The 26,842-nt window shown below is 61.8% G+C and carries 26 protein-coding genes; 12 read left to right on the top strand and 14 right to left on the bottom strand.

Going from position 1 to position 26,842, the window contains the following annotated elements; all coding sequences use genetic code 11:
* The first annotated feature begins 29 nt into the window (after positions 1 to 29).
* Entirely contained in the window at positions 30 to 644 is a 615-nt protein-coding gene (locus ACYQ47_RS14155; protein ID WP_244831142.1) for a helix-turn-helix domain-containing protein, read from the top strand.
* Here ACYQ47_RS14155 and ACYQ47_RS14150 read toward each other — a convergent pair.
* The 5 genes from ACYQ47_RS14150 to ACYQ47_RS14130 all read right to left on the bottom strand — a co-directional run bounded on the left by ACYQ47_RS14150 (position 617) and on the right by ACYQ47_RS14130 (position 5,225).
* Positions 617 to 1,627 carry a helix-turn-helix domain-containing protein gene (locus ACYQ47_RS14150; RefSeq protein WP_310391158.1) on the bottom strand — a complete coding sequence of 337 codons (1,011 nt, stop codon included), beginning with the start codon at positions 1,625 to 1,627 and terminating at the stop codon, positions 617 to 619. The two genes, ACYQ47_RS14155 and ACYQ47_RS14150, sit on opposite strands and share 28 nt — an antisense overlap.
* Positions 1,628 to 1,663: 36 nt before the next feature.
* Complete coding sequence (eutC, locus tag ACYQ47_RS14145; RefSeq protein ID WP_250493888.1) at positions 1,664 to 2,449, bottom strand: ethanolamine ammonia-lyase subunit EutC; 786 nt, start codon at positions 2,447 to 2,449, stop codon at positions 1,664 to 1,666.
* Entirely contained in the window at positions 2,446 to 3,840 is a 1,395-nt protein-coding gene (locus ACYQ47_RS14140; RefSeq protein ID WP_459905731.1) for an ethanolamine ammonia-lyase subunit EutB, read from the bottom strand. Before ACYQ47_RS14140 ends, eutC begins: the two co-directional genes overlap by 4 nt.
* A gap of 121 nt (positions 3,841 to 3,961) precedes the next feature.
* Positions 3,962 to 4,624 carry an HAD family hydrolase gene (locus ACYQ47_RS14135; RefSeq protein WP_309964631.1) on the bottom strand — a complete coding sequence of 221 codons (663 nt, stop codon included), beginning with the start codon at positions 4,622 to 4,624 and terminating at the stop codon, positions 3,962 to 3,964.
* A gap of 16 nt (positions 4,625 to 4,640) precedes the next feature.
* Positions 4,641 to 5,225, bottom strand: coding sequence for a hypothetical protein (locus tag ACYQ47_RS14130; protein ID WP_244831137.1), 585 nt, complete (start codon positions 5,223 to 5,225; stop codon positions 4,641 to 4,643).
* 199 nt (positions 5,226 to 5,424) lie between these two features.
* Here ACYQ47_RS14130 and ACYQ47_RS14125 point away from each other — a divergent pair, with 199 nt between their 5' ends.
* Positions 5,425 to 5,961, top strand: a complete 537-nt coding sequence (locus ACYQ47_RS14125; protein WP_459905730.1) for a YbaK/EbsC family protein — start codon at positions 5,425 to 5,427, stop codon at positions 5,959 to 5,961.
* 13 nt (positions 5,962 to 5,974) lie between these two features.
* On the opposite strand, the gene ACYQ47_RS14120 is transcribed toward ACYQ47_RS14125, so the two are convergent.
* Positions 5,975 to 6,340 carry a glyoxalase superfamily protein gene (locus tag ACYQ47_RS14120; protein ID WP_250493881.1) on the bottom strand — a complete coding sequence of 122 codons (366 nt, stop codon included), beginning with the start codon at positions 6,338 to 6,340 and terminating at the stop codon, positions 5,975 to 5,977.
* Positions 6,341 to 6,347: 7 nt separating this feature from the next.
* Positions 6,348 to 7,088, bottom strand: a complete 741-nt coding sequence (locus ACYQ47_RS14115) for a DUF2278 family protein (protein WP_250493880.1) — start codon at positions 7,086 to 7,088, stop codon at positions 6,348 to 6,350.
* 121 nt (positions 7,089 to 7,209) lie between these two features.
* Between ACYQ47_RS14115 and ACYQ47_RS14110 the strand changes: the two genes are divergently transcribed.
* The 4 genes from ACYQ47_RS14110 to ACYQ47_RS14095 all read left to right on the top strand — a co-directional run bounded on the left by ACYQ47_RS14110 (position 7,210) and on the right by ACYQ47_RS14095 (position 12,613).
* Positions 7,210 to 8,880 carry a purple acid phosphatase family protein gene (locus tag ACYQ47_RS14110; protein WP_459905729.1) on the top strand — a complete coding sequence of 557 codons (1,671 nt, stop codon included), beginning with the start codon at positions 7,210 to 7,212 and terminating at the stop codon, positions 8,878 to 8,880.
* 283 nt (positions 8,881 to 9,163) lie between these two features.
* The gene (locus ACYQ47_RS14105) at positions 9,164 to 11,386 is read left to right on the top strand and encodes a TonB-dependent receptor (RefSeq protein ID WP_459905728.1); all 2,223 of its coding nucleotides are present in this window, start codon (positions 9,164 to 9,166) and stop codon (positions 11,384 to 11,386) included.
* Positions 11,387 to 11,446: 60 nt separating this feature from the next.
* On the top strand, positions 11,447 to 12,133 hold the full coding sequence (locus ACYQ47_RS14100) for a Fe2+-dependent dioxygenase (protein WP_244831132.1): 687 nt from the start codon (positions 11,447 to 11,449) through the stop codon (positions 12,131 to 12,133).
* A gap of 99 nt (positions 12,134 to 12,232) precedes the next feature.
* Positions 12,233 to 12,613, top strand: a complete 381-nt coding sequence (locus tag ACYQ47_RS14095; protein ID WP_250493875.1) for a TraR/DksA family transcriptional regulator — start codon at positions 12,233 to 12,235, stop codon at positions 12,611 to 12,613.
* Between the two features lie 11 nt (positions 12,614 to 12,624).
* On the opposite strand, the gene ACYQ47_RS14090 is transcribed toward ACYQ47_RS14095, so the two are convergent.
* Positions 12,625 to 13,509 carry a LysR family transcriptional regulator gene (locus tag ACYQ47_RS14090; RefSeq protein WP_459905726.1) on the bottom strand — a complete coding sequence of 295 codons (885 nt, stop codon included), beginning with the start codon at positions 13,507 to 13,509 and terminating at the stop codon, positions 12,625 to 12,627.
* A 144-nt stretch (positions 13,510 to 13,653) separates the two neighbouring features.
* Here ACYQ47_RS14090 and ACYQ47_RS14085 point away from each other — a divergent pair, with 144 nt between their 5' ends.
* The 3 genes from ACYQ47_RS14085 to ACYQ47_RS14075 all read left to right on the top strand — a co-directional run bounded on the left by ACYQ47_RS14085 (position 13,654) and on the right by ACYQ47_RS14075 (position 15,829).
* A complete protein-coding gene (locus tag ACYQ47_RS14085) occupies positions 13,654 to 14,121 on the top strand; it encodes a cupin domain-containing protein (RefSeq protein ID WP_459905725.1) in 468 nt (155 codons plus the stop codon).
* 171 nt (positions 14,122 to 14,292) lie between these two features.
* Complete coding sequence (locus tag ACYQ47_RS14080; protein WP_459905724.1) at positions 14,293 to 14,832, top strand: ester cyclase; 540 nt, start codon at positions 14,293 to 14,295, stop codon at positions 14,830 to 14,832.
* 70 nt (positions 14,833 to 14,902) lie between these two features.
* Positions 14,903 to 15,829 (top strand): LysR family transcriptional regulator, encoded by a 927-nt coding sequence (locus tag ACYQ47_RS14075; RefSeq protein ID WP_244831127.1) that lies wholly within the window; start codon positions 14,903 to 14,905, stop codon positions 15,827 to 15,829.
* Positions 15,830 to 15,847: 18 nt separating this feature from the next.
* On the opposite strand, the gene ACYQ47_RS14070 is transcribed toward ACYQ47_RS14075, so the two are convergent.
* The 3 genes from ACYQ47_RS14070 to ACYQ47_RS14060 all read right to left on the bottom strand — a co-directional run bounded on the left by ACYQ47_RS14070 (position 15,848) and on the right by ACYQ47_RS14060 (position 19,301).
* A complete protein-coding gene (locus tag ACYQ47_RS14070; protein ID WP_459905723.1) occupies positions 15,848 to 17,695 on the bottom strand; it encodes an FUSC family protein in 1,848 nt (615 codons plus the stop codon).
* Positions 17,696 to 17,851: 156 nt separating this feature from the next.
* Complete coding sequence (locus ACYQ47_RS14065) at positions 17,852 to 18,640, bottom strand: COG4705 family protein (protein ID WP_459905722.1); 789 nt, start codon at positions 18,638 to 18,640, stop codon at positions 17,852 to 17,854.
* Positions 18,641 to 18,716: 76 nt separating this feature from the next.
* Positions 18,717 to 19,301 carry a 4'-phosphopantetheinyl transferase family protein gene (locus tag ACYQ47_RS14060; protein WP_459905721.1) on the bottom strand — a complete coding sequence of 195 codons (585 nt, stop codon included), beginning with the start codon at positions 19,299 to 19,301 and terminating at the stop codon, positions 18,717 to 18,719.
* Positions 19,302 to 19,725: 424 nt separating this feature from the next.
* On the opposite strand from ACYQ47_RS14060, the gene ACYQ47_RS14055 reads away from it, so the two are divergent.
* Both ACYQ47_RS14055 and ACYQ47_RS14050 read left to right on the top strand, forming a co-directional pair.
* The gene (locus tag ACYQ47_RS14055; RefSeq protein WP_459905720.1) at positions 19,726 to 20,388 is read left to right on the top strand and encodes a response regulator; all 663 of its coding nucleotides are present in this window, start codon (positions 19,726 to 19,728) and stop codon (positions 20,386 to 20,388) included.
* Entirely contained in the window at positions 20,385 to 21,701 is a 1,317-nt protein-coding gene (locus ACYQ47_RS14050; protein ID WP_459905719.1) for an ATP-binding protein, read from the top strand. The genes ACYQ47_RS14055 and ACYQ47_RS14050 overlap by 4 nt, the downstream gene beginning before the upstream one ends.
* 326 nt (positions 21,702 to 22,027) lie before the next feature.
* On the opposite strand, the gene ACYQ47_RS14045 is transcribed toward ACYQ47_RS14050, so the two are convergent.
* Both ACYQ47_RS14045 and ACYQ47_RS14040 read right to left on the bottom strand, forming a co-directional pair.
* The gene (locus ACYQ47_RS14045; protein WP_459905718.1) at positions 22,028 to 23,014 is read right to left on the bottom strand and encodes a type VI secretion system baseplate subunit TssF; all 987 of its coding nucleotides are present in this window, start codon (positions 23,012 to 23,014) and stop codon (positions 22,028 to 22,030) included.
* A complete protein-coding gene (locus ACYQ47_RS14040; protein ID WP_459905717.1) occupies positions 22,993 to 24,318 on the bottom strand; it encodes an ImcF-related family protein in 1,326 nt (441 codons plus the stop codon). Before ACYQ47_RS14040 ends, ACYQ47_RS14045 begins: the two co-directional genes overlap by 22 nt.
* Before the next feature lie 446 nt (positions 24,319 to 24,764).
* Between ACYQ47_RS14040 and ACYQ47_RS14035 the strand changes: the two genes are divergently transcribed.
* Positions 24,765 to 25,319, top strand: coding sequence for a hypothetical protein (locus tag ACYQ47_RS14035; RefSeq protein ID WP_459905716.1), 555 nt, complete (start codon positions 24,765 to 24,767; stop codon positions 25,317 to 25,319).
* Positions 25,320 to 25,608: 289 nt separating this feature from the next.
* On the opposite strand, the gene ACYQ47_RS14030 is transcribed toward ACYQ47_RS14035, so the two are convergent.
* Positions 25,609 to 26,841, bottom strand: coding sequence for a hypothetical protein (locus tag ACYQ47_RS14030; RefSeq protein ID WP_459905715.1), 1,233 nt, complete (start codon positions 26,839 to 26,841; stop codon positions 25,609 to 25,611).
* Position 26,842: the final 1 nt, after the last annotated feature.

Genomic DNA, 26,842 nt, shown 5'->3' with positions numbered 1-26,842 from the left:
GAACGAGCCCTGCGGCAAAGGCGGCGGTCGTGCGCAAGCCCAAGCGCAAGCCGGAAGCCGAGGCGGCGCCCGCACCCGCGCCTGTTGAAGAAACAAGCGAAGCGAGTCCCGGGGAGACCATCGCGCATCATCGGCACGCGCGGGGCATGACGCTCGCGGCGTTGTCGGAGTTGTCGTCGGTGGCGATCTCGACCATCTCGCGTATCGAGAATGGCCGTATATCGCCGACCTATTCGGTGTTGTCGCGGCTAGCGAAGGCGCTCGATATCCGTTGGCCCGACATGGTCGGCGGCAACGAAAAGTCCTTTGCGCAAGGCTGTCGGGCAGTGAGCCGCGCGGGTCATGGCGTGAAGCATCCGACCTCCACCGGTATCTTTGAATGGCTCGGCGCGGACCTCGTGACGAAGTCGATGGAGCCGACGCTCATCGAAGCCAGTGCCGATACCGGCAAGCATGTGCTCTCGGCGCATGACGGACAGGAGTTCATCTACGTCACCGATGGCTCGTTGATATTCATGATGCGCGACTACGCACCGCTCATGCTCGAAAAAGGCGACAGCGTGTATTTCGATGCAGCCACGCCGCACGCATGCTATGGCGTCAAGATGCCGGCGCGCTATCTGTCGATCGTGGCAAAGCCGTGAGCTCGCGCGGTTGCGGTGTTGAGCGTTTCCGAAGGACGCATGCCGAAAAGCTTGCGATAGTCGAGCGCGAACTGGCTGAGGTGCCAGAAACCCCATGCAGCGGCAGCGTCCTGAACGGTTTGCGTCTTTTGCGCGGCACCGGCATGTCGTAGCTGACGTCGCGCACCGTTGAGGCGTATGGCGCGCAAATAGACATTCGGCGCCATGCCGAATGCTTCCTGAAAACAGTATTGAAGCGTGCGGCGGCTCACATGCAGATGCGTGCACAGTTCGGGCACGTTCACGGCGCGGTCGTGATTTTCGAGCACATAGTGACGCGCTTGCGTTGCGATCGCATGACGACGCGAGGCCACGGGCAGCGCGACCGGCTCGCAGCATTGCAGCGCGCCGCACTCGAAGAGCCACGACAACAAGGACGAGCGCATCGACTCGGTCGGTGTGATTTCGCCTCGCAACATGGTCATGAGCGATGCCGCGAGTCGCGCACGTTCTCCCGCACCCACGACGACGATCTCACCGCGCGACGTGGCGCATTCGAGATCGATATGCTCGACGTCTTCGGCATGACGGCGCAGCGCATCATGCGTTGCAACCACGCCGAGAATTTCGTAGCCGGACGGCGTCAACAGTTCGAACTCGACGCCGCCCGGGCGAACCGCAAGCGCGTTTTCATCGATGGCGCGCGACTGTATGCGCCCGGCGCCATCGCGCAAGAGCGGGATGCCGAACCAGCACGCATCGACCGGCACTTCGCAGCTTTGGCGCAAGGTCTGGCTCGTCGTCTCGCGAAACAACTGCACGTCGTCGAAGTCGATCTCGGCAAGCGTGCCGACGAAGCGTCCGGCGCTCAACTGATCGTAGACCTGCCGCCAGCCGCGCAGATTGCCCGCCTGCTCGTCCGCATCGTGCGAGACGAGCCGATGCACGCACGGACCGCGCGGCGCGTCAGCATTCGGCTTGGATGGTCTCGCTTCGCTTCTCATGGGACGAATATAGATCGCCAAAATGAAGTATGTCGTTCAGGCGTGGCACGCAATCGACGTCAGTGGTTCTTTCGCGGCGATAGCTGCGTCGCTGTCGTCCTTGAGCGCGACGCCAGTAAGGCCCAGACGACGCGCATGCGTCAGCAGATAATGCAGCTTGTACGCGGCCGCGTCGTGGTTCAAACCTTCCGGACGCACGTTGGATATGCAGTTGCGCTCGGCGTCGCTGCGGCCTACCGCTGGCGCGTAAGTCACGTAGATGCCGAGACTGTCCGGCGAGCTCAGGCCCGGCCGTTCGCCGATCAACATCACGACGATACGCGCGCGCATTACTTCGCCGATCTCGTCGGCGAGCGCGACGCGTCCTTGCCGGGCGATCACGACAGGTCCGATGTTCCAGTCGTCGAGTTTCGAAAGAATCGCCTGCAAGAAAGGCACGGCCTGCTTCGATGCGGCGAACGCCGACAAGCCGTCCGCGATCACGAAGAGCACGTCATGGTCTCGTGCACACGTTGCGTCGAGCATTGCGCGGCTTTCATCGGCGAGACGGCGGCCAAGGTCGGGGCGACGCAGATAATGCGCGCGATCCGGCGCCGCGCTATGCACATCGACGACGTTCGCAAAGCCGGCATCGGCAAGACGCGCGCGAAGTGCGTCGACATCGAGGGGATGATGCACGGCGTCGCGCGCCTGCGCATGCGCGAGATTGAACGCAAGCAACGGTTCGGTCGGCATGCCACTGCCCGCGCGGCCGAGCGCAATGCGCGCGTTCGTGAATTGCCGCAACGACTGCCACGGGTTCTTGACGAGCGTATCGCTCATGCGGCCCCCATCCATTCGCGCGATACTTCGAGCAAGGGCTGACGCGTCGCCGAATCGATCAATGCGCCGCGCGCATTGGCTATCTGCATCGTTTCGAGCCAGGTTTCGAACTCGGGCGCGCGGCGCAGGCCGAGCACTTCGCGCGCATAGAGCGCGTCGTGAAACGAGGTGCTTTGATAGTTGAGCATGACATCGTCCGCGCCTGGCACGCCGATGATGAAGTTGATGCCCGCGACACCGAGCAACGTGAGCAGGCTGTCCATGTCGTCCTGGTCCGCTTCGGCGTGATTGGTGTAGCAAATGTCGCAGCCCATCGGCACGCCGAGCAGCTTGCCGCAAAAGTGATCTTCGAGACCGGCGCGCATGATCTGCTTGCCATCGTAAAGATACTCGGGACCGATGAACCCGACCACCGTGTTGACGAGCAGCGGTTCGAACTTGCGCGCGACGGCATACGCGCGCACTTCGCAGGTCTGTTGATCGACGCCATGATGCGCGTTCGCCGACAGCGCGCTGCCTTGTCCCGTCTCGAAGTACATCACATTGTCGCCCACGGTGCCGCGTTTGAGCGAGCGCGCGGCTTCGAACGATTCTTGCAGCAACGCGAGCGAAATGCCGAAGCTCGTATTGGCCTTTTCGGTGCCCGCAATCGACTGAAACACGAGATCAACAGGCGCGCCCTTCTCGATGGCCGTGATCGTGTTGGTCACATGCGTGAGCACGCAGGACTGCGTCGGTACGCCGAAGCGCTCGCGAAATTCGTCGATCATCACGAGCAGGGTCGTGATCGCGGCAAGATTGTCGCTGGCGGGATTGATGCCGATGACGGCATCGCCGCAACCGTACATCAGGCCATCGAGCATGGATGCCGCGACGCCCTTCACGTCATCGGTCGGATGATTCGGTTGCAGACGCACCGACATGCGCCCCGGCAAACCAATGGTATTGCGAAAGCGCGTCACGACCGGCCGCTTGCGTGCAACCGCGATGAGGTCCTGATTGCGCATCAGCTTCGACACGGCCGCGATCATTTCAGGCGTGAGACCAAAGGTGATGCGTTCGAGCGCGGCGGTATCGGTCGTGTGGCTCAAGAGCCAGTTGCGGAAATCGCCGACGGTGAGATGCGCGATGTCCGCGAAGGCCTCGCGCGAGTGTTCATCGACGATCAGCCGCGTGACTTCGTCCTGCTCGTAGGGAATGAGCGGTTCTTCGAGGAACCTTTGCAAGGGCACGTTCGCCAGCGCTAGTTTAGCGGCGACACGTTCTTCCTCGCTCGTTGCGGCCACGCCCGCAAGTTGGTCGCCCGAGCGCAAAGGGCTTGCCTTTGCCAGCAGGGTTTTAAGGTCGGCGAAGCGGTAGGTGCGCACGCCGATCGTTTCGGTAAAGCTCATGGGCGGCTCGCTCTTGGAAGGCCTCGTCGAAGGCAATCCTAGCGGCTCAAAAACCGGGGAGTTATCGAAAATCGGCAAACTTGGGCGATGCGCGCGGCTTCGCCCGAGGTTCATCGCGCGCTTAAGCTTTCAGCTTCTCAACCAGTTCACCGAAGCCCTGCAATACGATATCCGGCTCCATCGCCGTGCAACGCGCCTTGTCGCCGTAGCCATACGCGGCCCAGCAAGCAATGGCGCCGATGTTGCGCGCAAGGCCCAGATCCGCTTGCGTGTCGCCGACGACGGCAATCTCACCTCGGGGAACATGCGGATAGCGAGGCGCGATAAGTTGCTCGTAACACGCCGCATCCGGCTTCTTCGGCAAGCCGGGCGGGTCGCATACGAGCATGTCGAAGAAGTGGGCGATCCCGTAATGATCGATTGCCTTCTTCACCGACGCTTCCGCCTTGTTGCTCGTGATCACCAGGGCAACGCCCAAGGTTTGCAACTCCGTGAGCACGCGTTCGACATCGGCGAAAAGCTGCGTATGTTGCAGTCCACGTTCGACGTAATACGCGCGATACGTGGCCGCCCATTCATCCGCTTGAGCCACGCTCAGACGCGAGCCCATGAGCTGCCGCATGGCCTCGGACATGACCACGCCCGCTTCGATCACGTGCTCGACGCGCGCGGCATCGGGCCGCTCCACACCGTAATGATCGAAGGTCAATTCGATGCAGGTGCGAATTGCGTCATGCGTGGCGCACAACGTTCCGTCGAAATCGAGCAGGCAGAGTTTGATCATGCTTGGGTCATGTGCCTCAGGCCTTCACGATGCCCAATGCGACCAGCGCTTGTGCGACTGCCGCGCGCATTGGCCAGCTCCATTCGGCTTCGTGCTCTTCGGTATAGCCTTCGAGCACGCTGCCAGCCGCCACCGCGCCGGGATCGGCTATGGCATACGTAAAGATGAGCGAGTTGTCGCGCGGACGGCGCGGCAGGTCCACAGGATGCTGCTCGTAAATGAGCTTGCCCAGATTGCCGTATTGCACATTGGCGCCGCGATAGCTGGCATAGCCCGCGGCCTTGGCCAACTGCATGGCGGTGATGGTGCGCGCGGGCGCCTGATAGTGCGCGACGAGCATCTTCCGCTGCCCTTCGCTGACGGGCAAGATAGCCTTGAACGCCGCGATGTAGGCGTCCACTGCCGCATCTCCCGCGCCGGTCGCCGGTCCCATTTCCGCATCGATCGCCGCACGCACGGTGCGTTCGGCGTCGTCGAGCGTCTCTCCGGTTTCCTTGAACGCGGCCTTCTGATCCTTCCACGCCCAACATTGCGCCACACCGTTGGACGCGTTCTTGATAACCAGCTCATAGCCCCGGTACGTGACCGTCGATCGACTCATTCCAGCCCCTGAACAAAGATATCTTTTCGAGCGCGAACGCGGCTTGCTTGCCTGTTCGCATTCGATTCCACGAGGGACAAGTATATCCGGTCGATGCTTCCAGCATGGTTGCAGCGCTGCGCGGCTCACTGGATTCGGTTACGCTTGGCTTTTTTTCGGCACTTCGGGCCTTTGCCTGAAGCCTCTTTATCGAACGCTCATGAACACGCCACAAGCCGATTACGCTCTGAATCTCGACATCATGTCCGCCGACGAAGCGGCCGCGCGCCTGCCCGCATCCGTGCTCGCGTCGCTGAACGGCGCAAACGCCGATGTGTTTCGCGTGCCCGACGACGCCTCCGATACCGCCGCCTGCAGCGCGCGCTTCGGTATCGATCTCGACGACTGCGCGAACACCATCGTCGTGCGCTTCAAGAAGGACGGAGGCGAACAGTTCGCCGCTATCGTCACGCTGGCGACGCGCCGGCTCGACGTGAACGGTGCGGTCAAACGCGAACTCGGCGCGCAACGTATTTCGTTCGCGTCGCGCGAAGCGGCCACGGAGTTGTCGGGCATGGAGTACGGCGGCATCACCGCGTTTGGCTTGCCTGAGTCGATGACCGTGCTCGTGGAAGCGTCCGTGATGGAGCGCGAGCGCATCGTGATGGGCGCAGGCATCCGCGAGGCAAAGCTGCTGCTCGCGCCGCAGCGTTTGCTCGCACTGCCGCAAGTGATCGTGGCGGCGTTGGCCGTGTAGCCTGGGATTGCCGTCAGTTCTTCGCCAGTTCGCAGAACCGAATGCGATTGCCGAACGGATCGGCGACTTCCATCACGCGTCCCCAGTCCACCGTTTCGACGCCGGGCTTCGCATATCGATACGCCTTCGCTTCCAGCTCGCGATGCAACGTATCGATATCTTCCATCGGCACGAAGATGGTCGAACCGGGTGTTGCATCGCCATGATGCTCGCTCAAGTGCAACGTGAGGTCCGAGCGCCTGATCTGCGCGTAGAGGGGAAAGTTCTCGCCGAACGTATGCTCCCATTCGAGCGTGAAGCCGAGGAAGTCGAGATAGAACTCCTTGGCCCGATCGACGGCAAAGATGCGGATGATCGGTATGGCAGGATGAATTCGCATGCTGAGTTCAGTCGAGTATGGGATGCGACTCGCCCGGAATCGGAAAGCCGCGATTATCTGTCGGCACGAGTTGCGTTTGAAACGCCACGAAGAGCGCCTGATACTTGCCATCCACTTCGACGATCACGGCACCATCCTGCGACACACCGTTTTCATTCGAATGATCCTTCACGTGGCTACCCTTCATGGGCTTTGGATTGCCCTGATTCATATGCGTCTCGTGAAGCCCGTCTTCTCCCGGCTGAAAGAGAAAGCCGAAACCATAAACCGTGACGTCCTTCGTTGGTTTCCAGCCGCGCCGTTCATCCTTGTAGCTCGGCGTCGGATAAACATAGTTCACCGGATCGGCTGACATATCGAGCTGCAGCATCTCGTTGACGAGCGCGTTGATGTCGTTGTGCTCGCTTGCCGTGTCGAGCGGAATCGGACGCATGGCGCTTAGATCGACGAGGCCTTCTTCGTGCACGTAGTCGAGTTTCGGAAAGCTCGATGTGGTGACGCCCGCATTCAGTTTCGCGAGGTCTGCCGTGATCGCGTTGTCGAAGTTTTGATTCAGCACATACAACACGAGGTAACCCGCAGGACCCGTCAGCGAGCTATCCGACTTCACGTTCGTGACGATGCGAAACTCGTTGCCCTTCTCGTCGTCGCTTACGATCACATAGTGCGGGTCGCCTTTGTAACCGTCCAGAAAGGGAACGCCAAGCCTTACCTTTCCCTTGAACACCACGTACTCGTTGCTTGCCATTCTTCGCTCCTGTTTTCACCTAAGCCGGTCGTGCAGGCCGTTTGTCATAGCCGGGTCATACCGATAGTAATAATGTCTCCGGACACATCGCGTCCTGATCAAACGAGGAGACGGCCCGTCCATGGTAACGAAGAACCCGCAAGACTCCGCATCTATTGCATCGCGCAGAGGCTTTCTCAAGCTCGCCGGTGCGTCCGGCATAGCCACCGCGGCCAATGTCATGAGCGCGACGGCGAACGCGGCATCGCCCGGCCCGGATGGCACGCCCGAACAAGTGCATCTGACTTGGGGCCAAGACCCGACGCGCGAAGTCGTCGTGAGCTGGGCATCGCTTGCGCAGGCCGTGCATCCGCGTGTTCGCATCAGAACGCACGAAGGTCATGCAAGCGTGATTCACGGCGTACAACGCACTTATACCGATGGTCTGAACGGCGAGATTGTCTGCACGTATCATGCGCGTCTTGGCGACCTTCATCCGGACACGACGTATCACTACGAAGTCACCGCCGATAACGACAGCAACGCGGCCCAGCCTTTCAGCGCGAGCTTTCGCACGGCGCCGCGCGGCCGTCGCAAGTTCCGCTTCACGAGTTATGGCGACCTCGCGACGCCGAACACGGGCTGGGTGTTGTCGTCGCCGCAAAGCCGTTTCGCGGTGCAAGCTGTGGAACGTTTCGACCCGCTCTTTCACTTGCTCAACGGCGATCTCTGCTACGCGAATCTCAACGCCGCTCATCAGCCTGAAGTGTGGCGCGACTTCGGCAATAACGCGCAGGTCTCTGCCGCGAATCGTCCGTGGATGCCTTGTCCGGGCAATCACGAAGTCGAGTTCAACAACGGCCGCCAGGGCTTCGATTCCTATCTCACGCGCTACACGTTGCCCGACAACGGCACGCAGTTTCCGGGGCGCTGGTATAGCTTCCGCGTGAGTTCGGTGCTGTTCGTTTCGCTCGATGCCGACGACGTCGTGTATCAGGATGCCGCCGCATTCGTCGCCGGTCCCGCTCCGCTCGTGCCTGCCGCGAGCACGGGCAATCCGGCCATTGAACCGGGCACGTCGTTCTACATTCGCGGCTACAGTCAGGGGGAGCAGACGCGCTGGCTCGAAAAGACGCTGCGCGATGCGTCGCGCGACGACGACATCGACTGGATCATCGTGCAGATGCATCAGGACGCGCTGAGTTCGTCGAAGACGGGCAATGGCTCCGACAAGGGCATTCGCGAAGCATGGCTGCCCTTGTTCGACCGATACGGCGTGAACCTCGTGCTGTGCGGCCACGATCACGATTACGAGCGCAGCCATCCCGTGCGCGGTTGCAATCATCACGCAGGCCGCGATGCGACGACGGGCGAACGCGTCGACACCTTGCAACCGCGTCCGGTGATGACAGCGCAGCGCGCGAACGATCCTATCGATACTTCGCACGGCACGGTCCATCTGATTCTCGGCGGCGGCGGCACCAGCGCGCCGCTCGACGTCTACGGCACGGATGCGGGCACGGGCAATCCGCAAGCGCAGGTCTTCACGAAACGCAACCGGCCCATTCCGGGCGCGACGGCGGGCACGTTCGTGCGTCCCGTAGCGGATGCGGTGGAAGACGCCATCTGGTCCGCGCAACGCGATACGGGCACGGGCTACGGCATCGCCGTTTTCGATTTCGATCCGGGCGAGCATGGCGGCAAGACATCGATCACGATGAACTACTACCACGCGCCGGGCGCGGACCAGACGCCCACCGCGGACTATGAGTTGTTCGAAACCATCGTTCTCGAAAAAGGATGCCGTCGCTGATTGGCCCGCATTCACGCCCGCAGCGCCGCGCGTTGCGGGCGTTTTGCTTCTTACGCATCTAGTACAGGCACTGTACGCACCCTTACATTCGCCTGACCATTTCGGAAAAAGTTCCCTGGAATTGTGAAATTCTTTCCAAATATTTCGGCCTTTGTGTAATGATAGTGATTCGCATTCACCTGAATTAAGGGCTTATTTCTGATTCGTGGATGCCGAGCCAAGAACAAGTCAATTGCGCATGCGTCAGCGACACGCATGCGGTCGAAAAAATTTGAGGAACGACATGTTGAGGAAAACACCGCTTGCCGCGGCGTTGGCCGCGTTTACCGTTGCGCCGATTGCGGCGCCGCTTTACGCGCAAACCGCCCCGCAAGTGACGCAGACGACCCAGGCCGATGCCCCGGTGAGCAACGCATCCGCACCGGAAACCGCCGCGCTGCCGGCGGTCAAGGTCACGGGACAGGCCGATCAGCAAGCCGACTTCCAGCCGGAAGTCTCGAGCGTCGGCGCCAAGGTTCCGACGGCGCTGCGCGACATTCCGCAGGCCGTCGTGGTCGTGCCGAAAGCAGTGCTGCAATCGCAAGCGGTGAGTTCGTTTTCCGACGCCTTGCGCAATGTGCCGGGCGTAACCCTCGGCGCGGCCGAAGGCGGCCAGATCGGCAACAACATCAACCTGCGCGGCTTCACGGCGCGCACCGACATCTATCTCGACGGCTTTCGCGACCGCGGCCAGTACTATCGCGATACCTTCAATCTCGAATCCATCGACGTGCTGTATGGCCCGTCGTCGCTGTACTTCGGGCGCGGTTCCACGGGCGGCGTCATCAATCAGGTCAGCAAGCAGCCGAACCTGAAGCCTCGCGCCGATGTTTCCGTGCAAGCGGGCACGCACGACCGCTATCGCAGCACGGTCGACATCAACCAGCCGCTCACGGATACCTCCGCGTTCCGTATCAACGCGTTCGGACAGGATCTCGGTTCGACCCGCGATCAGATGAAGAACAAGGATTACGGCGTGGCCCCGGAAGTGAAGTTCGGCATCGGTACGCCTACGCAGGTGACCTTGTCCGCGCTGATCCAGCATAACTACGATCAGCCCGACTATGGCATTCCGCCGCTGAACGGCCATCCCGCGCCGGTCGATAGGAAAACCTTCTACGGCTTCACGGACGACCGCACGATCCAGGACGTGCAGACGGTGAACGCGCGTGTGGAACATCGCTTCAACGACATGTTCACGCTGCGCAACCAGACGCAGTTCAGCCACTACAGCACCGAGGCGCGCGCGACCAACGCAGCGGCCGTGCTGACGGGTCCGCTCGGAACCTCGACCGCGCTTGCGAACGGCAACTACACGGCACTGCCGCTGTCGTCGCTATTCGTGCGGCTGCAGGGCAAGGACCGCAACATCAACGATCACTCGGTCTATAACACGACCGATCTTCAGGGCAAGTTCGCAACCGGCTTCCTGAAGCACGACATGCTCGTCGGCGTCGATCTGAGTCACGAGACCTACAGCAACCAGAGCTTCACGGCGACCACGCCCGGCCTGCCTTCGAATACGCTCGCCATCGTGCCGCTCGTCGATCCGGCATACGTGCCGCGCCCGGCGAATTATCGTGAAGTCGCGACGAATCTGGCCGAATCGAGCGCGAACGGCATTGGTCTTTATTTGAACGATACGGTGTCCATCGGCGAGAACTGGAAGTGGATTGGCGGTGTGCGCTGGGACCGCTACGAAGCGTCGATCAACAATTCGATCAACGCGCCCGGTTACGCCACGCAGACCAACTTCTTCACGAGCGTGCGTACCGGCGTGGTGTGGCAGCCGGCCGACTGGCAATCGTATTACGTGTCGTACGGGACGTCGTTCAACCCGTCGCTCGAAGCACTGACGCTCACCAACAATCAGCAGAACACGCCGCCTGAAAAGAACCGTTCTTACGAGGTCGGCTCGAAGTGGGACTTGCTGAACGGCGGCCTTTCGCTGACGCAGTCGCTCTTCAACATCGAGAAGACCAACGCTCGCACGCAGGTTTCGACCGGCGAATACACGCTCGATGGCGACGTCCGCGTGCGCGGTTATCAGTTGGGCGTCGCGGGCCACATCACGAAGCAGTGGCAGATGTTCGGCGGCTACACCTACATGGACGGCACCGTGCAGAAGGCGCTCGACGGCACGACCGGCAACACGCTCGCCAACACGCCGCATCACATGCTCAACTTCTGGACGACCTACGACTTCACGCCGGCATGGCAGATCGGCGGCGGGCCTTCGTATGTGTCCTCGCGCTATGCAGCGAACAACAATCTCGTTCAGGTGGGCGGATACGTGCGCTGGGACGCGATGGCCGCCTATCATCAGAAGCGTTACGATATCCAGTTCAACGTGCTGAATCTGACGGACAAGCGTTACTACGACGCGCTGATCCCGTCGGATGGCGGACGCGCGGTGCCGGGCTACGGCCGCACCTTCCTCGCGACGTTGAATTACCGCTTCCGTTGATGTGCCTGCGCGCGCCACGCCGAATCAAGGCGCGGCGCGCGCAGTTGAAAAGTCAGAACGATGATCCTCTCCATACCCGGCGTTCTCACGCCCGAAGATGCCGCCGCCATGCGCGCACGGCTTGAAGCCGCCACGGACTCATGGGTCGACGGCCGCGCAACCGCTGGCTATCAGGGCGCGCCGGTCAAACATAACCGGCAGATCGCGGAAGGCTCGCCCATTGCGCATGAAATGGGCGACGCCATCGTCGGCGCGCTCGAACGGCATCCGCTCTTCATCAGCGCGGTGCTGCCCAATCGCGTGTATCCACCGCTCTTCAATCGCTACGAAGGCGGCATGCACTTCGGCAGTCATGTCGATGGCGCAATCCGTATCGTGCCGGGTCATGGCGCACGCGTGCGTACCGACGTCTCCGTCACGCTCTTCCTGTCCCGTCCCGAAGACTACGATGGCGGCGAACTCGTCATAGAAGACACGTATGGCGTGCAGGAAGTGAAATTGCCCGCGGGACATGCGATCGTTTATCCCGCGACGAGCCTGCATCAAGTACGGCCCGTGACGCGCGGCGCACGCGTGTCGAGCTTCTTCTGGGCGCAAAGCCTCGTGCGCGACGACGCTCAACGCGCCCTCCTCTTCGATCTCGACAACTCCATTCAACGCCTGAACGCCACGCAAGGCGATGAAGCCGCAAAGCGAACGCTGGTCGGCTGCTATCACAATCTGCTGCGCATGTGGAGCGAGACCTGAGCGGCCCTGCTTTTGTAGGAGCACGGCCACGAACAAGTTGCCTTGACAATGCCGACTGCCGAAGCGTACGTTTGATGAACACTTACTCGAGGCACCATCATGGCCACCGACGAAAACGGCTTGAGTGACGAGTTCATCGCAAAGCAGCGCGAACGTCTGGAAGCATTGCAGCGCGAATTGCTCGGCAACGAAGAAGACACGATTGCGAGCGAGCGAAATCTACAGGAAGAACAAGGCGCCGAAGCCGAGGAATACGAAGACGACGCACAGCGACGCGAGCAATACATATCGAATCAGGCACTGCGCAACGTGAACGACTTGCGTATCGCCGACATCCAGCGCGCGCTGCAAAAAATCGAGGAAGGCAGCTACGGTCTTTCCGACGAAAGCGGCGACCCCATTCCCAAGGCGCGCCTCGAGGTCATGCCCGAAGCCATTCTCACCGTCGCCGAGCAGAGCAAGCGCGAAACGGGCCATTGAGGCTTTGCGCGTCAGGCACTTGCCGTGAATGCTTCGACCAACGCGCGTACCCGCGCGGGCCGCACACGCGAGCCCGGCAGCACGAGATTCACGGCAAGCGGCGCGGGGCGGCAACTCGCCAGCACTTCGACGAGCGCGCCCGCCGCGAGATACTGACGCGCGAAGAACTCGGGCATCTGCGCAAGGCCGATACCGAGCAACGCCGCCTCCGCCAGCGCCTCGCCGTGACTGATGCGAAACGGCGCTTGCGGTTCCACCGATACCTTTTCTCCGTTCTCGATGAATTCGAGCGGCCGGTCGCGCCCGTTCGTCGGCAGACGAAACGCAATCAACGTGTGATCTTCGAGGTCCCTCACCGCGCGAATTCTTGCGTGCCGCGAGAGGTACGTCGGGCTCGCGCACAACACGAGCGCCTGCTCGTCGATCTTTTGCGCAATCAGCGACGAGTCTTCGAGCTCGCCGAAGCGGATCGACGCATCGAGTCCTTCGTCGGTGAGACTCACGCGTCCGTCGGAAAGACGCAGATCGAATTCGAGTAGCGGATAACGTTCGCGCAGACGCGCGAGCACCGGCAACACGACACGCACGCCATAGCCTATCGGAGCGCCAATGCGCAGCACGCCTGCGGGCTCGTCGTTGTCGCTGACAGAGTCCAGATCGAGCGCTTCGATTTCTTCGAGCAAGCGCGCGCTTTTCGCAAACAGCGCGCGTCCTTCTTCGGTGAGCGTGACAGCGCGCGTGGTCCGGTGAAAAAGCCGCGCCCCGAGATCCTTTTCTAAGCGTGCGACGCTTTTCGCCACGGATGAAGGCGCAAGCCCGAGTTCACGTGCTGCTTGCGCAAAGCTGCCGTGGCGCGCGACAGCAGAAAAATTAACGAACTGGCTGAGATTCTTCATGGCGTCATTCGCGACAGATTAGCGTGAAAGACGTGGCACGGCTGCCTCCAATGCATGGCCGATATTCGCTTAGAGTAGCGCGGTGAGAGCGATTTCGGCTCATGTCTAATTAGTACGTCATACGAACTATATGGAGAATTTTGCATGTTCATGTTGAACGATAACCCGGTCGAATACGATTTCGGCGGTTCCCGCGCTCGCCTGCTCGTGTCCGGCAATCATACGGACGATGCTTACTGCATGCTGGAAATGTTCTCGCCCGCCGGACGCGCCACGCCCATGCATCGTCACGAGAATGAGGAAGAGACGCTGCTGATGCTGGAAGGCGAACTGGATGCCATCGTCGATGGTACGCGGCATCGCTTGCTGGCTGGCTCGACCGTGGTGCTGCCGCGTGGCTCGCAGCATCAGCTCATCAATTCCGGGGCGCAGACAGCCCGTTATCTCGTGATCTGCACGCCCGCAGGCTTCGACCGCTTCGTCGATGCTTGTGCCGATGCGCAAAGCGGCCAGGTCGTCCCGCACGACCCGACCGACGCGGACAAGGCCCGCATGCGCGAGGCCGCGTCGCGCTTCGGCATCACGCTCTATGCGCCGGCCGCGACGGCTTGAAGACGCGCGGCACTTTTTGGTTTCGCTGAAGAATCATTCAAGAGGCAGACCCATTATCAAGCGACATCGATGAACGCAAAATGGCTTTCATGCAAGGCGCATTGCAAGCAATAACCGAGTCCGCGTTGCGCCGCTTAAACCTCATACGAACAGCCATTCACGGAGAACATCATGTCGCTCTTACGTATCGTGTCCGCTGCCCTTGGTGCAGCACTTGTTGCAAGTGCGCTGCCGGCGTCCGCCGCCGACAGCCTCGTCGAGCCGCAGACGCTTATCGTCGACAAAACTCTGTCGAAGCAGCAGGCGGCGCGGCAGATTCACGCGGCCCGCACCTACGACACGTTCTGGACTACCGGCGACGAAGCTCAGGCACGCGCCGCGCTCGCCGACGACTTCACGGACCGCACGCTGCCGCCCGGCCGCCCGCAAGGCATTGCCGGGCCGCTGGCTGCATCGAAAACGTTTCATGCAGCCGTGCCGGACGTCCACGCTTCGGTCGAACAGATGATCGTCGCGGGCGACCGCGTCGTCACGCATCTGCACTTCAAGGGGCATTTCACCGGCACGTTCAACGGCGTGCAGGGCAACGGACAACCGGTGGATTTCATCGCGACCGATATCTACCGTATCCGCGACGGCAAGATTACCGACAATTGGCATCTCGAAGACAACCTCGCTTTCCTGCAGCAACTCGGCGTGGTGAGCAAATAAGGGCGCGGGTATGATACCCACGCGCACCTCGGCGCGATCGTCCCACCTACCAAACCTGGAGCGGCAGCGCGTGGATAACCTGGGTGATATCCGGCTCTTCGTCGAAGCAGCGGCGCTCGGCAGTCTTTCGGCGGCCGGGCGCAAGCTCGATCTATCGCCGGCTGCGGCCAGCGCGCGGCTCGTGCGACTCGAAAGCGCGCTCGGCGTGCAACTCTTCGAGCGCACCACGCGCAGTCTGAGACTGACCGACGAAGGCCGCACATACCTGTCGCACTGCCAGCACGCGCTGCAAACACTCGACGACGCCCACGCCGCGCTGCACGCCGGACGCGCCGTGGTGAGCGGCAAGTTGCGCGTCTCGGCCACGTCGGATTTCGGCCGCCATGTCCTCACGCAATGGCTCGACGCCTTCAACGAGATGCATCCCGAGGTGAGCATTGCGTTGGTGTTGTCGGACTCGCTGTCGCATTTGCTACTCGACGATATCGACCTCGCGATCCGTTTCGGCGTGCCCGCCGACAGCACGATGATCGCCAAGCGCATGGCTCCGAACCGTCGCACGCTATGCGCGTCACCGGCTTATATCGAGGCGCATGGCAGGCCAGAGAACGTCGCGGCGCTCGCTCGGCATCGCTTCATTTTGCTGAGTTCAGCTGCTGGCGTGGCGAACGAATGGCGTTTCATGCGCGACGCCCACAGCGAGAATTTCACCGCGCCGCTCACGCATGCACGCGAGACGAACGATGGCGCACTCGCGCGGCAATGGGCGCTCGAAGGACACGGTGTGGCGATGAAGTCCATATGGGACATCGGCGCGGATCTGCAGGCTGGCAGGCTCGAGGTTCTGCTGCCCGAATGGCGTTGCCCCGACACGCCCGTGCATGCGTTGTTTCAGCGGCGTCAGTACATGGCGCCGCGCGTGCGTGCGCTGCTCGATTATCTGAGCGCCAAATTCGCGGATGCGACGCGAGACCTCGCGCCTTATCTCGACAATTAACCGCACGTGCCGTCTGCCTCAATGGAAGCCGATTCGCGCCCGTAACGAAGCAAGCGTGCGCCACGTGACGGAGATATCGCGGCTGGCTTGCGCATCGCGAATGCGTGACGCAAGCATCGCGACGGCGCCATCGAGCGAGACGAGCGCATCGCTGGTGCGGGTATCGATAGGCAGCGTGTTACGTATCGGCCGTGCATAACGCGCGCGTACGCTTTCCAGCCGCGCCATCACCGAGCCGAAGCTGTGTTCGCTGCCTGCATCCTGTCGCGTATCGGAGCGCTCGCTGAGCATGGCGCGCACGTTGTGGACGCAGCACTGCAAGGCTCCGGCGATCTGCTCGTAACGCGGCTCCCAAACAAAGACGCGCTGCGGACGCAATGCAACGCGGAAGTCGTGCCATTGACGATCCAGCGCTCTGACCGCGGCGGCGGCACGTCCCTGGTTTTCATCCGCATTGGCTGAAGCCGCGCTCACGCCTTCGATCAAGGCATCGACCACGCCGACGAAGCGCGCCTCGATATGGCTCGTGGTATCGAGCGGCTTGACGGTGAACGCGGCGATCAAGGCGGCGAGGCATCCTATGGCCACTTCTTCGATCCGCAGTTCGACGAGCGGTTGCACGGCAAGGCCGAGACCGCCATAGACCAGACCCACGAGCACGGTGATGAAGAACACGCCCGGCCCGTATGCGCTCATGATGAAGTACGCCCAACCGAAAACGCAGAGCAGCATGGCGGCTGCAATCGCGGCGGGCTGATCGTGCAGACTCGTCACCAGAAGCGCGCTGACCAGTCCGCCCGCGAGTGTTCCGGCAATGCGCTGCATGGCGCGATACAGCGTGTCGCCGCGCGAACGCGTACCGAGGAACACGACGAACACCGTGATGACGGCCCAGAACCAGCGCTCCGACGAGAGCACGTGACCCGCGAGCATGGCCATCAGCGCTGCCGCGCCCGTGCGCAAGGCGGGCAGCCACGAAAGGCTCGTGCGTAGCTGGCTCATGTCGATTCTCTTGCGCGGCGGCGGCGCGTTCTTGCGCTTCGAATCCGTCGTCTCGATGCCTTCGAGCTTCGCAATCGCCGAGCGGAAGGCGCTTTCGCGTGCGGGGCGGCTCGTTGCATCGAAGACATATTGGCCTGCGGCGACTTCGAGTTCCACGAGCGCTTCGCGCAGCGCGCCGGCTTCGTCCGGGTCTAGAAGCGCGAGCCGGTCTTCGAAGGCGATGGCCGCTTCGTTCATCGAGGACAACGCCGTGTGCGTGCGCCCCACGCGGTGCGTTTCGCGGAGCACGTCTCTTGCGCGCAAGGCGACGGTGCGAATCGCCAGTTGTATCGCGGCGATCCGGCGTTGCGGCACGATTCCGCGAGCGACGCACACGATCACGCACGGCGCCACCATCGACAGCGCGAGGATCAAAGCAGCCTCGTTCGACGATGGATGCAGATACACGCCAAAGTAAAAAGCCACGATGCCGATCAGCGCGCTGCCAAGCGCTCGAGGTCCGCAAGCCTGCACCAGCATGCCGGCGAAGAGCAGCGCGACGAACACCGCATCGGCGACGAACGGCACGGCATCGAGCGCGGCCGCCGTGGCAAAACTCGACACGGCGACGAGATAGAGGGAAGAGAGGGAGACTAACCAGCCGCGCAGCGTGTGATCGCGCAAGAACAGCGGGGCGATCATGCAGAACAGCACGGCTAGTCCGGCGACCACCGGCGGTGACCCGAATCGCGCGGCCACTTCGATGCAGATGAAGGCGCTAATCAACGTGGCGAGCGTCGCACGAAGCGCCGTGACGAAGCGCGCGAGGCCGGGATCTGCTACGAGCAGGCGGTCAGCCGCTCGTCGAAAGACGATCGCAATCATGGGTCGACATCCGGTCGGAGATCGGACACGGCTTTTGGCCGGCGCCGATGCAAAGGGACAATGCCGATTCGTCGTCGGCCGGGATCGCCGGCACTCGGACAAATACGGGTTTTCCCGGATGATAGCGCGTCAAAATTCTTTTTTGCGTGACTCAGGTCACGGATACGCCGCTGCCTTGCGCTTATCAACTCGATCCGTGATCCACACAGCCGCGACCATCGCCACGATGAGGACGACCGAAGCCGTAAAGCGGCTGAAAGCGAGTCCGCCCTGGTCGACGGGTTTATCGAAGAAATCGCCCAGCGTGGCGCCGAGCGGCCGCGTCAGCACGAACGCGAGCCAGAAGAGCAGCGTGTGGGAAATCTGCGTAAAGAAGTACATCAGGCACACGGCAAGCAGCAGCGTGCCGAAAATCAGCGCGCTCACTTCGTAGCCGAGGCCGAGACCGCCGCGATCGTCGCCTGCGAGCCAGTCGCCGACGGCGGTGCCCAGCGTTTGCGAGAACAGGATCGTGATCCAGTAGAACCATTCGGCGCGCGGTGTGGTCACGCTCGACACCGCGACCGTTCCTTCCACGCGATACCAAAGAAAGATGCACAGCACCAGGCACACGACGATCAACGAGACGCCGCCCGGATAACCGAGCCCAACGGAGCGATCGGCAAAGTCGGCGAGCGTGGTTCCGAGCGTCGTGGTCGCGACGATGGTGATCCAGTAGAACGACGGATGGAAGCCCTTCGCCCGCACCTGCGCCATGACGAAGCCGATGAACAGGATCGCGAAAATCGCGGAGCCCACCAGATAGCCGAGATTCAGCGACATCGTGACCCAATCGCCGCCGGTCTCGCCGAGCGTCGTCGCCGCGATCTTGATGAGCCAGAAGCCGAGCGTGACGGCCGGCACCTTGAGGTCGTGTCGGTCCTGCGTTTCCGTATTGATTTGCATGTCGAAGTATTCCGTGAGAGCCGTGAGTCTCCGCAGAATAACAATCGATTCCTTAGCGGACGCTTAGCGCCGTTGATCAGATTGCATCGAACGGACGCTCCCAGCCAAACGCTCGCACGCGTTCGAACGGTCTTTCGAGCACGACAGCGCCACGCGCTTCGCCCGGCAAGAGCAGCGGAAGCGTATGCCATTTCGTCTCCTGCGCGGCCCGCTCTTGCAGCGATCGCACCTCACCGCGTTCCGCGCGCGCTCGTGCGGCTGCGAACAAATCTTTCGTATCGCGCGGCGCGAACAGATTCGGCGCTATCTTCAGCCCTACTCTGTCAGCCGCCATCGCAATGACGATCCAGATACCGCAATAAGCGATGTCGACGCCGACCGACTGGCCATCGCGCAGATTCGCCACCACGATGCGTTCCTCGGGCCCTTCCTCCAGCTTCACTTCGTGTTGCCGGCACGCGAGCACCCCGGAAAGCAGCAGCCGAAGCGTCGCCCGTCCGACGCCGAAGCGCCGTCCCACCGCCGCGTTTGGATGAATGCGCGCGCGTTTGCGCTCGGCGACCGTGAGCCAAAGACCGACGTTCGATGCGGACACGAAGCGGAATTCGGTAGGCACGAGCCAGAGCGCGAGTTCGCCCGGCGCGGGGAGCCGTTCGAACATGACATTCGATTGCGAGAGATCGTAATGTTCCCACGCCAACGGGCGGGCGAGAACGGCGGACGGCGGCCGTCGCGGGGCTTTTTTCGTGGGCGCGGTGGTGGTCATGTCTGTCTTATGGGCGAACGGGCGGGCGATGATTCCGTGCAGAGCGACACCGTTGCAGCCGAGACTTAGCTCAAACTTAGGATTGGCGGCGATGCGGGTTTTCGCGGATGGCATGGCCCGTCGAGCAAACGATTCGCCTGGTCTTTTATTCCTAAGCACCAGCTAAGTCTACGCTTCGAGACTTCAGACTCAGTCAAGAAGACGCATCCTCCATGCCGATGTCCCCATCCCCCTTCTCACTCGGTGTAAAGTCGCTTTTGCCGCCCTTTTCGCAGATGTTTTGCGCGCGGGGGCGAAGGTGAGCCCACGGAGAAATGGCATGAGGGTGTTGCTGGTCGAGGACGACCGCATGATCGGCGAAGCTGTGCAAGACACCCTTAAGGACGGCAGCTACGCCGTCGACTGGGTGCGTGACGGCCGGCTTGCGTTGACGAGCCTGGAAACGCACAGCTACGACGTTGCCCTGCTCGATCTGGGCTTGCCGGGCAAGGACGGCATCGACGTGTTGCGCGCGGTGCGGGCCGGCGGCAATCTGGTTCCGTTACTTATCATCACCGCGCGCGATGCGGTGGATGAGCGTATTCGTGGCCTCGATGCAGGCGCGGACGATTACATCCTCAAGCCCTTCGAGATGTCCGAACTGCTCGCGCGGATGCGCGCCGTGGTGCGGCGGCGCAGCGGTCAGGCGGCGCCCGTCATGTCGAACGGCATCATCTCGCTCGATCCCGCCACGCGCGAAGTCACGGCCGCGGGCAACGTCACGCGTCTGTCGAGCCGCGAGTTTGCGTTGCTTCAGGCGCTCATGCTGCGCCCCGGCGCCATTCTCTCGCGCACGGAACTCGAAGACCGCATCTACGGCTGGAATGAGGAAGTCGAAAGCAACGCCGTCGAATTCCTGATTCATTCGCTGCGCAAGAAGCTCGGCGCGCAGGCGATCAAGAATGTGCGCGGCGTGGGCTGGATGGTCTCGAAGCAGACATGAACCGTTCGCTCCAGTTTCGTTTGTCAGCATGGCTGTCGGTGCTGATCGTGGCGATTGCGCTCATCAGCGGCTTCATCGCGTTCAAGACGGCTTTTCACGAGGCGAACGAGTTGCAGGACGGGCAGCTCAAGCAGATCACCGCGCTCGTGACGCCGCGCAGTCTCGCCGTCATGCGGCGCGAAACGCTTGCCGATGTGCCGGGTGTGGACTTCGCATCGAAGATCGTGATTCAGACACTCGATGAACGCGCGCCGCTCGCGCTCTCCGCCGACCTGCGGGACGGCCTTCAGTATGCGAACGTGGCTGGCCTGCGCTGGCGGATCATCGTGAAGACACTAGACGACGGCGTGCGTGTCGTGGTCGGACAGAAGACCATGGGGCGCGACGAGATTGCGCGCAACAGTGCGCTTGCCACCGTCATTCCGTTCGGCACGCTCGCGGTGGTTTTGCTCATCACGCTTCATTGGCTCGTGCGCCGCATGTTTCGTCCGCTCGCGCTTTTGGCGGGCGATCTCGATCAGCGTCCCGAGCACGATCTCTCGGCGCTCACGGAAGATACGGTTCCTTCCGAGATCACGCCGTTCGTCGTGGCGATCAATCGCCTGCTGATCCGCGTGGACATTTCGCTGGCGATGCAACGCCGCTTCGTCGCCGATGCCGCGCATGAACTGCGCTCGCCGCTAACGGCGCTTTCGCTGCAAGCCGAGCGCCTCGACGCCTCGGAGATGCCCGCCGCCGCGCGCGAACGATTGTTCTCGTTGCGGCGAGGTCTCGCGCGCACGCGTGCGCTGCTCAATCAGTTGCTCACGCTTGCGCGCGTGCAGGACAAGACCGTGGGCAAGCCGAGCAGGCTGCGTGTACAGGAAGTTTTTCGCAACGTGCTCGAGGATTTAATGCCGCTTGCCGAGGCGAAGCGTCTGGACATCGGCGTGTCGAGTACGGAGGATGACGTGGTGATCGACGTGCCCGAGGCCGAGCTTTCGATCTTGCTGAAGAACCTCGTCGATAACGCCATCCGCTATACGCCGGAAGATGGGCGCGTGGATTTATCGGCCGGCGTGATCGATGGCCGCGCGTTCATTCGCGTGGAGGACTCCGGCGCCGGCATTGCGGCGGAAGAAAGGGAGCGTGTGTTCGATCCGTTCTATCGCGTGCTCGGCACGGATACCGAAGGCTCGGGTCTTGGTTTGTCGATCGTCGCCACGGTGGCGGCGCGGATCGGCGCGGAGGTTGTGTTAAGGGATGCGGAACCGCATGGGCTGGTTGTGGTGGTCAGGTTCGCGGCGGAAAAGGAAGTGCGGAGAGCGGCTTGAAGCGGTCTCTCACGCGAGTACGGACAGTGTGCGACGAAGCCGTCGTCTACCGGCAGCGCCACGCCACAATTCCAGACAACACAGGTATTGCGCAAGCCGCCGGCAGACGTCGCGGGCGACGACCGTAGTGATTGACGCGCTGCGGTAACGCCCGTGACGATCGATGAGCGGGTCTCATGAGCGTATGCGGTCGAACGGGTTTATCGATAAGATTGAAGTTTCATCGCACCTGGCGTCGACATGCTTCGCCTTCGAAACGCACAACGTAAAGGAGCCGGCCCGGCAGCTCAAAACAGGGCCAAGCAGGGCAAGCTCCATCACGCGAATCAGAATGGCGCCCCCTCGAACTCCATCACCGGATACACGGTCTGCTTACCCTCGACGTCCAGCACCAACCGCATCGCATGATGAAAACTTGCATAGCGGCCCACGAACCGGCTTAGCACATCACCGAACAGCGCTGCGTTACCCGGCCCGTCGAATGCCCTAGCGTCGAGGCGCACGTACACGCGAACCTCGCGTCGCATATGTCCTCTGCCCACCGACTCATGCTCGGCCAACCACACATCTTCGATAGCATCGATGCGCCGCTGAGTACTGTCGTCAGGCGACCAGTCGTAAAGCTCCAGCGCCTCGCGAAATGCCGGTGCGCCCACCATCCCGATCATGTTCAATTCATTCGCGCCGCCCGCCGTGAAATGGCCGAGCAAGCGCCAGTCGTACTCCGGGTGATGGCGCGGCGGATACAACGGCAGCGTCGGCGCGCTCAGGTTGCGCACCGACGCGATACCGGTAAAGCCCGACACTGTCTCAGTGATCGTCGCTTCGGAAAGCGCCATGCGCGGCAAGCGTCCATTGTTCGCCAGTGCCCTCACCGTCAGATGGCGATCCGGTTGCGGACGGTTCTCATCGTGCGCAGCGTCCGCGTGGAGACGCTCCCACAACTGCCCGGATAGCGTCAGCCAAAGCTCCCGGCCCGTCACGCCCAAACGCATCGCGGTATGGAAATAGCGCTCTGGCTTCTCGTACTGCAGCGTCCAGCCGCGATGGCGAAAGCTCGTGAAGGCGCTATATGCGTGACGTGCGCTGTCCTCCGGATCTGCGGCGGTCACTGCGAGCACGTGATACGGCTCGACGTGCCCCGCCGCGCCGGGTTGAACGCGATGTTCGCGATCATGCCAGTCCGTAGGTCGCAGCGGCAGCACATCCACTTCGAACAGGTTGATCACTGGTGTGCAGAACAGACGGAAGCTCTCGCGGCACACCGGATAATCGCCCGGTACGCGCCCGCTCAGTCGCCGAAGCCCGACCATTGCGAGCCAAGGCTTGCGGCAGTGAGCGCGGCATCGTCGCGTGCCTGCGTGAGTTCCGAGAGCTTGCCCTGAAACACCGCTTGCGCCATTTGACGCGCCATGGCCTGGGCGTCGGTGCTGGTGGCGATTTGCTGCAGCTTCAGGCGCATGGTCGTGGCCATCGTCAGGAAGTGCGCGAGGCTCACGCCGCTGAAGTCGGCGACGCTTTTCGTGGGCTTGCCGTTCGACTTGCTGGCCGTGCCTGTCACCACGTCATCGCCCATCAACGCGAGCAGCGGGCCGAAAGATTTGTCCAGCGGATCGACTTCCTGAGCACTCGCGATGCCTGTCTTGTTGCCGATCAGGTCCTGTGCTTTGCGCACTAGCGTGTCCGAGAGCGCTTGCGAGGGACGTCCCGCCTGTGCCTGATACTGAACCGATTTCATCAGCGCAATCAGCGGCGAGGTCTGCGCATCGGTCAAGCGCGTGAGCTGCGTGATCGCGCTGCCTAGATTGGTCGCATTCTGCCATTGCAGGCTGTTCAGCATCGCCTGCCACGCGGCGGTATAGCTTGCGAAATAGCGCGCGCGCAGGCGCTGCCTCACTTCCTCGATGTCCTGATGCGCTTCGAGCGCCGCGCCCGGCACGCGCGCGGCGCGTTCGTCGGCGAGCACCCAGTCGGCCGCCACGCGCCCTTCCTTGGCGGCCTTGTCGAATGCCTCGCCGATCATGCCGTCCCATGCGGCGCGCGTGTAGATGCCCGGTACGGTTTGCGTCGTCTTGAATAAGCCGCGTGCGTCCGCTCCGTTGATCAGCGTCACGAGCGACATATCGGCGTATTTGCCCTTCGCCCGCTCCAGCACGGATTGGTAGAGCGTGTCGTCGGAGTTCTGCAGGCCGATCTGATTGACGAGCATGTTGCGCGCGGCTTGGGTCAGATCATCCGATGCATGGAGTCGCCATTCAGGATGCGCGCGCAAGTGCGACGCGTAGAACGACGCGAGCCGTTGCGAGGTGTCGAGCCATTCGCCCGTGCTCATGCCGGCGATTGCGGGCCACGTGGTCGGCAACTGCTTGGCGAGGTAGGCAGCGTCTGCATGTTGAGGCTGCGCCAGCATTAGATACGTCTTGAGCGCGTCGTAGTCGCGCTGTTGCTCCTCGGTGCTGGGCAGTGCGTCGGCGCGAGACTGAGCGAGTTGCGTGAGCGTGGCTTCGAGTTGATGGGCGGACGGATCGCGCAGGTTGCGCGCCGCGATGCTTGCATAGGTCGGCCAGAGCGCAGCGAGTATCCGATCGTTGTGATCAGGCCTGCACGCATGTACCACGGTGCGCCATGTTGCTGGCGATATTCCAGTGTGTCGATTTGTTGTTGTAGGGCGAGTTGAGCGCGTATTGCTGCCGGCGTGCCTAGCTTCGTGGCAAGGGCCGTGTCGACCGCGGCCCGTACATCGGCCATGACGGAGCGATTGCCGATGAACGAGACGGTCAGCGCCGCGCACCAGCCTATCGCTCCAACCATTACCAGGGCCGCGAGCGCGTTGGGCCAGTAGAACCCCACCCGACGTCCATAGGGTGCTCCACTATGTTCTGCAACGGTCTGCCAAATGAGGCGCCGCTCGAGCTGTCGCGGCACCACGCCGTCTTGCGTTTCGCCGCGCTGAAATGCGATTAGCTCCCGCTCCTTAAAGAGCGGAGCAAAGAGCAGCCCGTGCACCGGGTGACGCCAGAGGCGAGACTTAGCGGTTTGTAAAACGAGGTTGAGCAGCCCGACATGCAACTCGCTGATGTGTTGCGATACCTGCGCCGCATACCGATCGTGGGCATCTTGAGCGAGGCGTCTTACACCACTGTCCGCAAGACGATGAGCAAGCGCGCTGAGCAAGGGTTCGACCGCATCGGCTTTCAGACGCCTATCGGACCAAAGAATGCCAATGGCCTCCTCCGAGACAGGGAGCTTGTCCTCGAAATCCGTTGCATTCACAAGATACACAGGCGCCGCCCAGCCCAGCGTCCGAGCCTGACGCGTGAGCCGCTGTGCGAGTTCTTCCGAATCAAATGGAGCGTCCTTGTAATGCCGATTGCACATCACGGCTACGATCGCATCTACGGGCCGTCGGCGACGGAACCGACGGATCTGGTCGAGCCAGTCGGCATCGATAAAATCAATTGTCTGCGCCGCATAAATCAGAACCGCACCACTGGTGATCTCATAGCCGTTCTTGGCAAGCCCTGGCGCAAGGCGTTTGACGATCGACTCGTCGCCACTCACAAGAATCCAGCGATCGCGGTACCGCCAGCACCTGCCATGGCGGTCGCGAAGCGCTAATTTCAGTGCTTCCCGTTTGATCGGCACAGACTCTTTGCGCACCGTCTCGGCCGCACTCAGCCGGGCGAGCGGATCGCGTTCGAATTGCTCCTGCTTGCGCTGCAGGGCAAAACGCGCTGTCAAGCGCCATGTGCTTGACAGCGCGCCCCGTGCACTGAGTACGATCGCGCCCATCATGCACACAAAAATCACCCTTCGGGCAGCAGATGGATCGAGTTCCGAGCCATGGGACCAAGCGTAAAGTGAAGCGAGCGCGGTCAGCGCTCCCACAAAAATCCAATAACGAGATTTAGGCAATTTCTATTCCGTCGCGTGTCGATGTCTGGCCTCCCGGCTGCGCGACTGCAACGCGAAACCTGCCTTCTCTCCATGCCATTAGTTGTGGGCGCTTGGTATCCGCCGCGTGCTCGATACCGAGCGTGAGCGTGAGCCATCCGGTCGCGCCGTCGAGGCGATCGAATGTCTTGTCAACGTCGTGAATACCGGACAATTTCTCAGTCTTTGACACGCCGGCCACCAAGCTTGAAATGTCTCGGGAAATGGTTGATTTCTCGTCAGACTCCAGAGCAGCTTCCCACAGATCACTAATTTGATCGCCTGTCGCGTGCCCAAACCGCAAAGGGGCTGTCAGTACAGCCCTGCACTCCTCCGACTCACCTTCGATCGGCCGGTGCAGTATTGCAAGCGGACAAAGCTCATAACGATAGGCGAGCGGCGCCCATGACAGCAGCAAGGCGACCGCAGCTTCGGTGCTGTCGTCGAATGGCGCTTCACGAAGCTGTACAGCAGCAAAAAGGACGAACCGTTCCAACTTTGGCCCACCTCGGACATCGAGCCATTCATCCAGCGCCATCACGCCTTGTTCGGGTTCGATCAGAATGGCAGTGGTCGGTCGAAGTTTCGCGGCGGTCCAACAAGCTTGCCATGCCGCAAGCGAGGTGTCGCGATCCGCCTCCTTGGGCAACTGCAGACGAACGGCAAATGGCGCGTCATGGGGAATCTTCCGGACTACATCGACCATCGCCGCGATCAGATCTCCGAAGCAGGCGCGATAGCGTGATGGATCATCGTCGTCACCGACCAGCGGCAGTTCCTTGTAGTTGCTAACCGAGACTGCGATTTCCCCTGTCGGCAGTTCGGCGGTGTTCGCAGGCTCCGCAATGAGCCTCGCCATGTTCGACGTGCCGGCGCCAGTTAGATAGGCATAGCCGAGCACCGCGAGCGGATCGCGGGCAAACTCCACTGCTTTTTCTCGGTCTGCGCGCAGTGTTTCGTTCACTGCGTCGATCCGATCACATTCCTGTTCGTGATAGAGCCAGCGCAATCCGTAGGCAAGCGCCCAAAGCAGAAAAGGAATGCCTAACAGCTGGATCCAGAACCATGCTGTGCGCGTCGATTCGTTCTCGAAGGTATAGACGGCGCCTCCCGCCATGACAACAGCAAGAAGCACCAGCCAAATAATTATCCGTGGCGGCTCGGGACGGGTCTCGGATGACTCTGCCGGGGGTAAAACGACGGGCATC

It is taken from the genome of Caballeronia sp. HLA56, assembly GCF_054655155.1.
Note: the sequence above shows the minus strand (reverse complement) of the source record. Positions and strands in the feature narration are given on the sequence as shown.

Bases quoted from the DNA above. Each gene is read 5' to 3' on its own strand.
- ACYQ47_RS14095 (WP_250493875.1), top strand. From the start codon at position 12,233: ATGGCCACCGACGAAAACGGCTTGAGTGACGAGTTCATCGCAAAGCAG.
- ACYQ47_RS14080 (WP_459905724.1), top strand. From the start codon at position 14,293: ATGTCGCTCTTACGTATCGTGTCCGCTGCCCTTGGTGCAGCACTTGTT.
- ACYQ47_RS14140 (WP_459905731.1), bottom strand. From the start codon at position 3,840: ATGAGCTTTACCGAAACGATCGGCGTGCGCACCTACCGCTTCGCCGAC.
- ACYQ47_RS14100 (WP_244831132.1), top strand. From the start codon at position 11,447: ATGATCCTCTCCATACCCGGCGTTCTCACGCCCGAAGATGCCGCCGCC.
- ACYQ47_RS14065 (WP_459905722.1), bottom strand. From the start codon at position 18,640: ATGCAAATCAATACGGAAACGCAGGACCGACACGACCTCAAGGTGCCG.
- ACYQ47_RS14125 (WP_459905730.1), top strand. From the start codon at position 5,425: ATGAACACGCCACAAGCCGATTACGCTCTGAATCTCGACATCATGTCC.
- ACYQ47_RS14055 (WP_459905720.1), top strand. From the start codon at position 19,726: ATGAGGGTGTTGCTGGTCGAGGACGACCGCATGATCGGCGAAGCTGTG.
- ACYQ47_RS14135 (WP_309964631.1), bottom strand. From the start codon at position 4,624: ATGATCAAACTCTGCCTGCTCGATTTCGACGGAACGTTGTGCGCCACG.
- ACYQ47_RS14035 (WP_459905716.1), top strand. From the start codon at position 24,765: ATGCAACTCGCTGATGTGTTGCGATACCTGCGCCGCATACCGATCGTG.
- ACYQ47_RS14090 (WP_459905726.1), bottom strand. From the start codon at position 13,509: ATGAAGAATCTCAGCCAGTTCGTTAATTTTTCTGCTGTCGCGCGCCAC.
- ACYQ47_RS14120 (WP_250493881.1), bottom strand. From the start codon at position 6,340: ATGCGAATTCATCCTGCCATACCGATCATCCGCATCTTTGCCGTCGAT.
- ACYQ47_RS14110 (WP_459905729.1), top strand. From the start codon at position 7,210: ATGGTAACGAAGAACCCGCAAGACTCCGCATCTATTGCATCGCGCAGA.
- ACYQ47_RS14060 (WP_459905721.1), bottom strand. From the start codon at position 19,301: ATGTTCGAACGGCTCCCCGCGCCGGGCGAACTCGCGCTCTGGCTCGTG.
- eutC (WP_250493888.1), bottom strand. From the start codon at position 2,449: ATGAGCGATACGCTCGTCAAGAACCCGTGGCAGTCGTTGCGGCAATTC.
- ACYQ47_RS14130 (WP_244831137.1), bottom strand. From the start codon at position 5,225: ATGAGTCGATCGACGGTCACGTACCGGGGCTATGAGCTGGTTATCAAG.
- ACYQ47_RS14050 (WP_459905719.1), top strand. From the start codon at position 20,385: ATGAACCGTTCGCTCCAGTTTCGTTTGTCAGCATGGCTGTCGGTGCTG.
- ACYQ47_RS14105 (WP_459905728.1), top strand. From the start codon at position 9,164: ATGTTGAGGAAAACACCGCTTGCCGCGGCGTTGGCCGCGTTTACCGTT.
- ACYQ47_RS14085 (WP_459905725.1), top strand. From the start codon at position 13,654: ATGTTCATGTTGAACGATAACCCGGTCGAATACGATTTCGGCGGTTCC.
- ACYQ47_RS14115 (WP_250493880.1), bottom strand. From the start codon at position 7,088: ATGGCAAGCAACGAGTACGTGGTGTTCAAGGGAAAGGTAAGGCTTGGC.
- ACYQ47_RS14150 (WP_310391158.1), bottom strand. From the start codon at position 1,627: ATGAGAAGCGAAGCGAGACCATCCAAGCCGAATGCTGACGCGCCGCGC.
- ACYQ47_RS14070 (WP_459905723.1), bottom strand. From the start codon at position 17,695: ATGATTGCGATCGTCTTTCGACGAGCGGCTGACCGCCTGCTCGTAGCA.
- ACYQ47_RS14030 (WP_459905715.1), bottom strand. From the start codon at position 26,841: ATGCCCGTCGTTTTACCCCCGGCAGAGTCATCCGAGACCCGTCCCGAG.
- ACYQ47_RS14045 (WP_459905718.1), bottom strand. From the start codon at position 23,014: ATGGTCGGGCTTCGGCGACTGAGCGGGCGCGTACCGGGCGATTATCCG.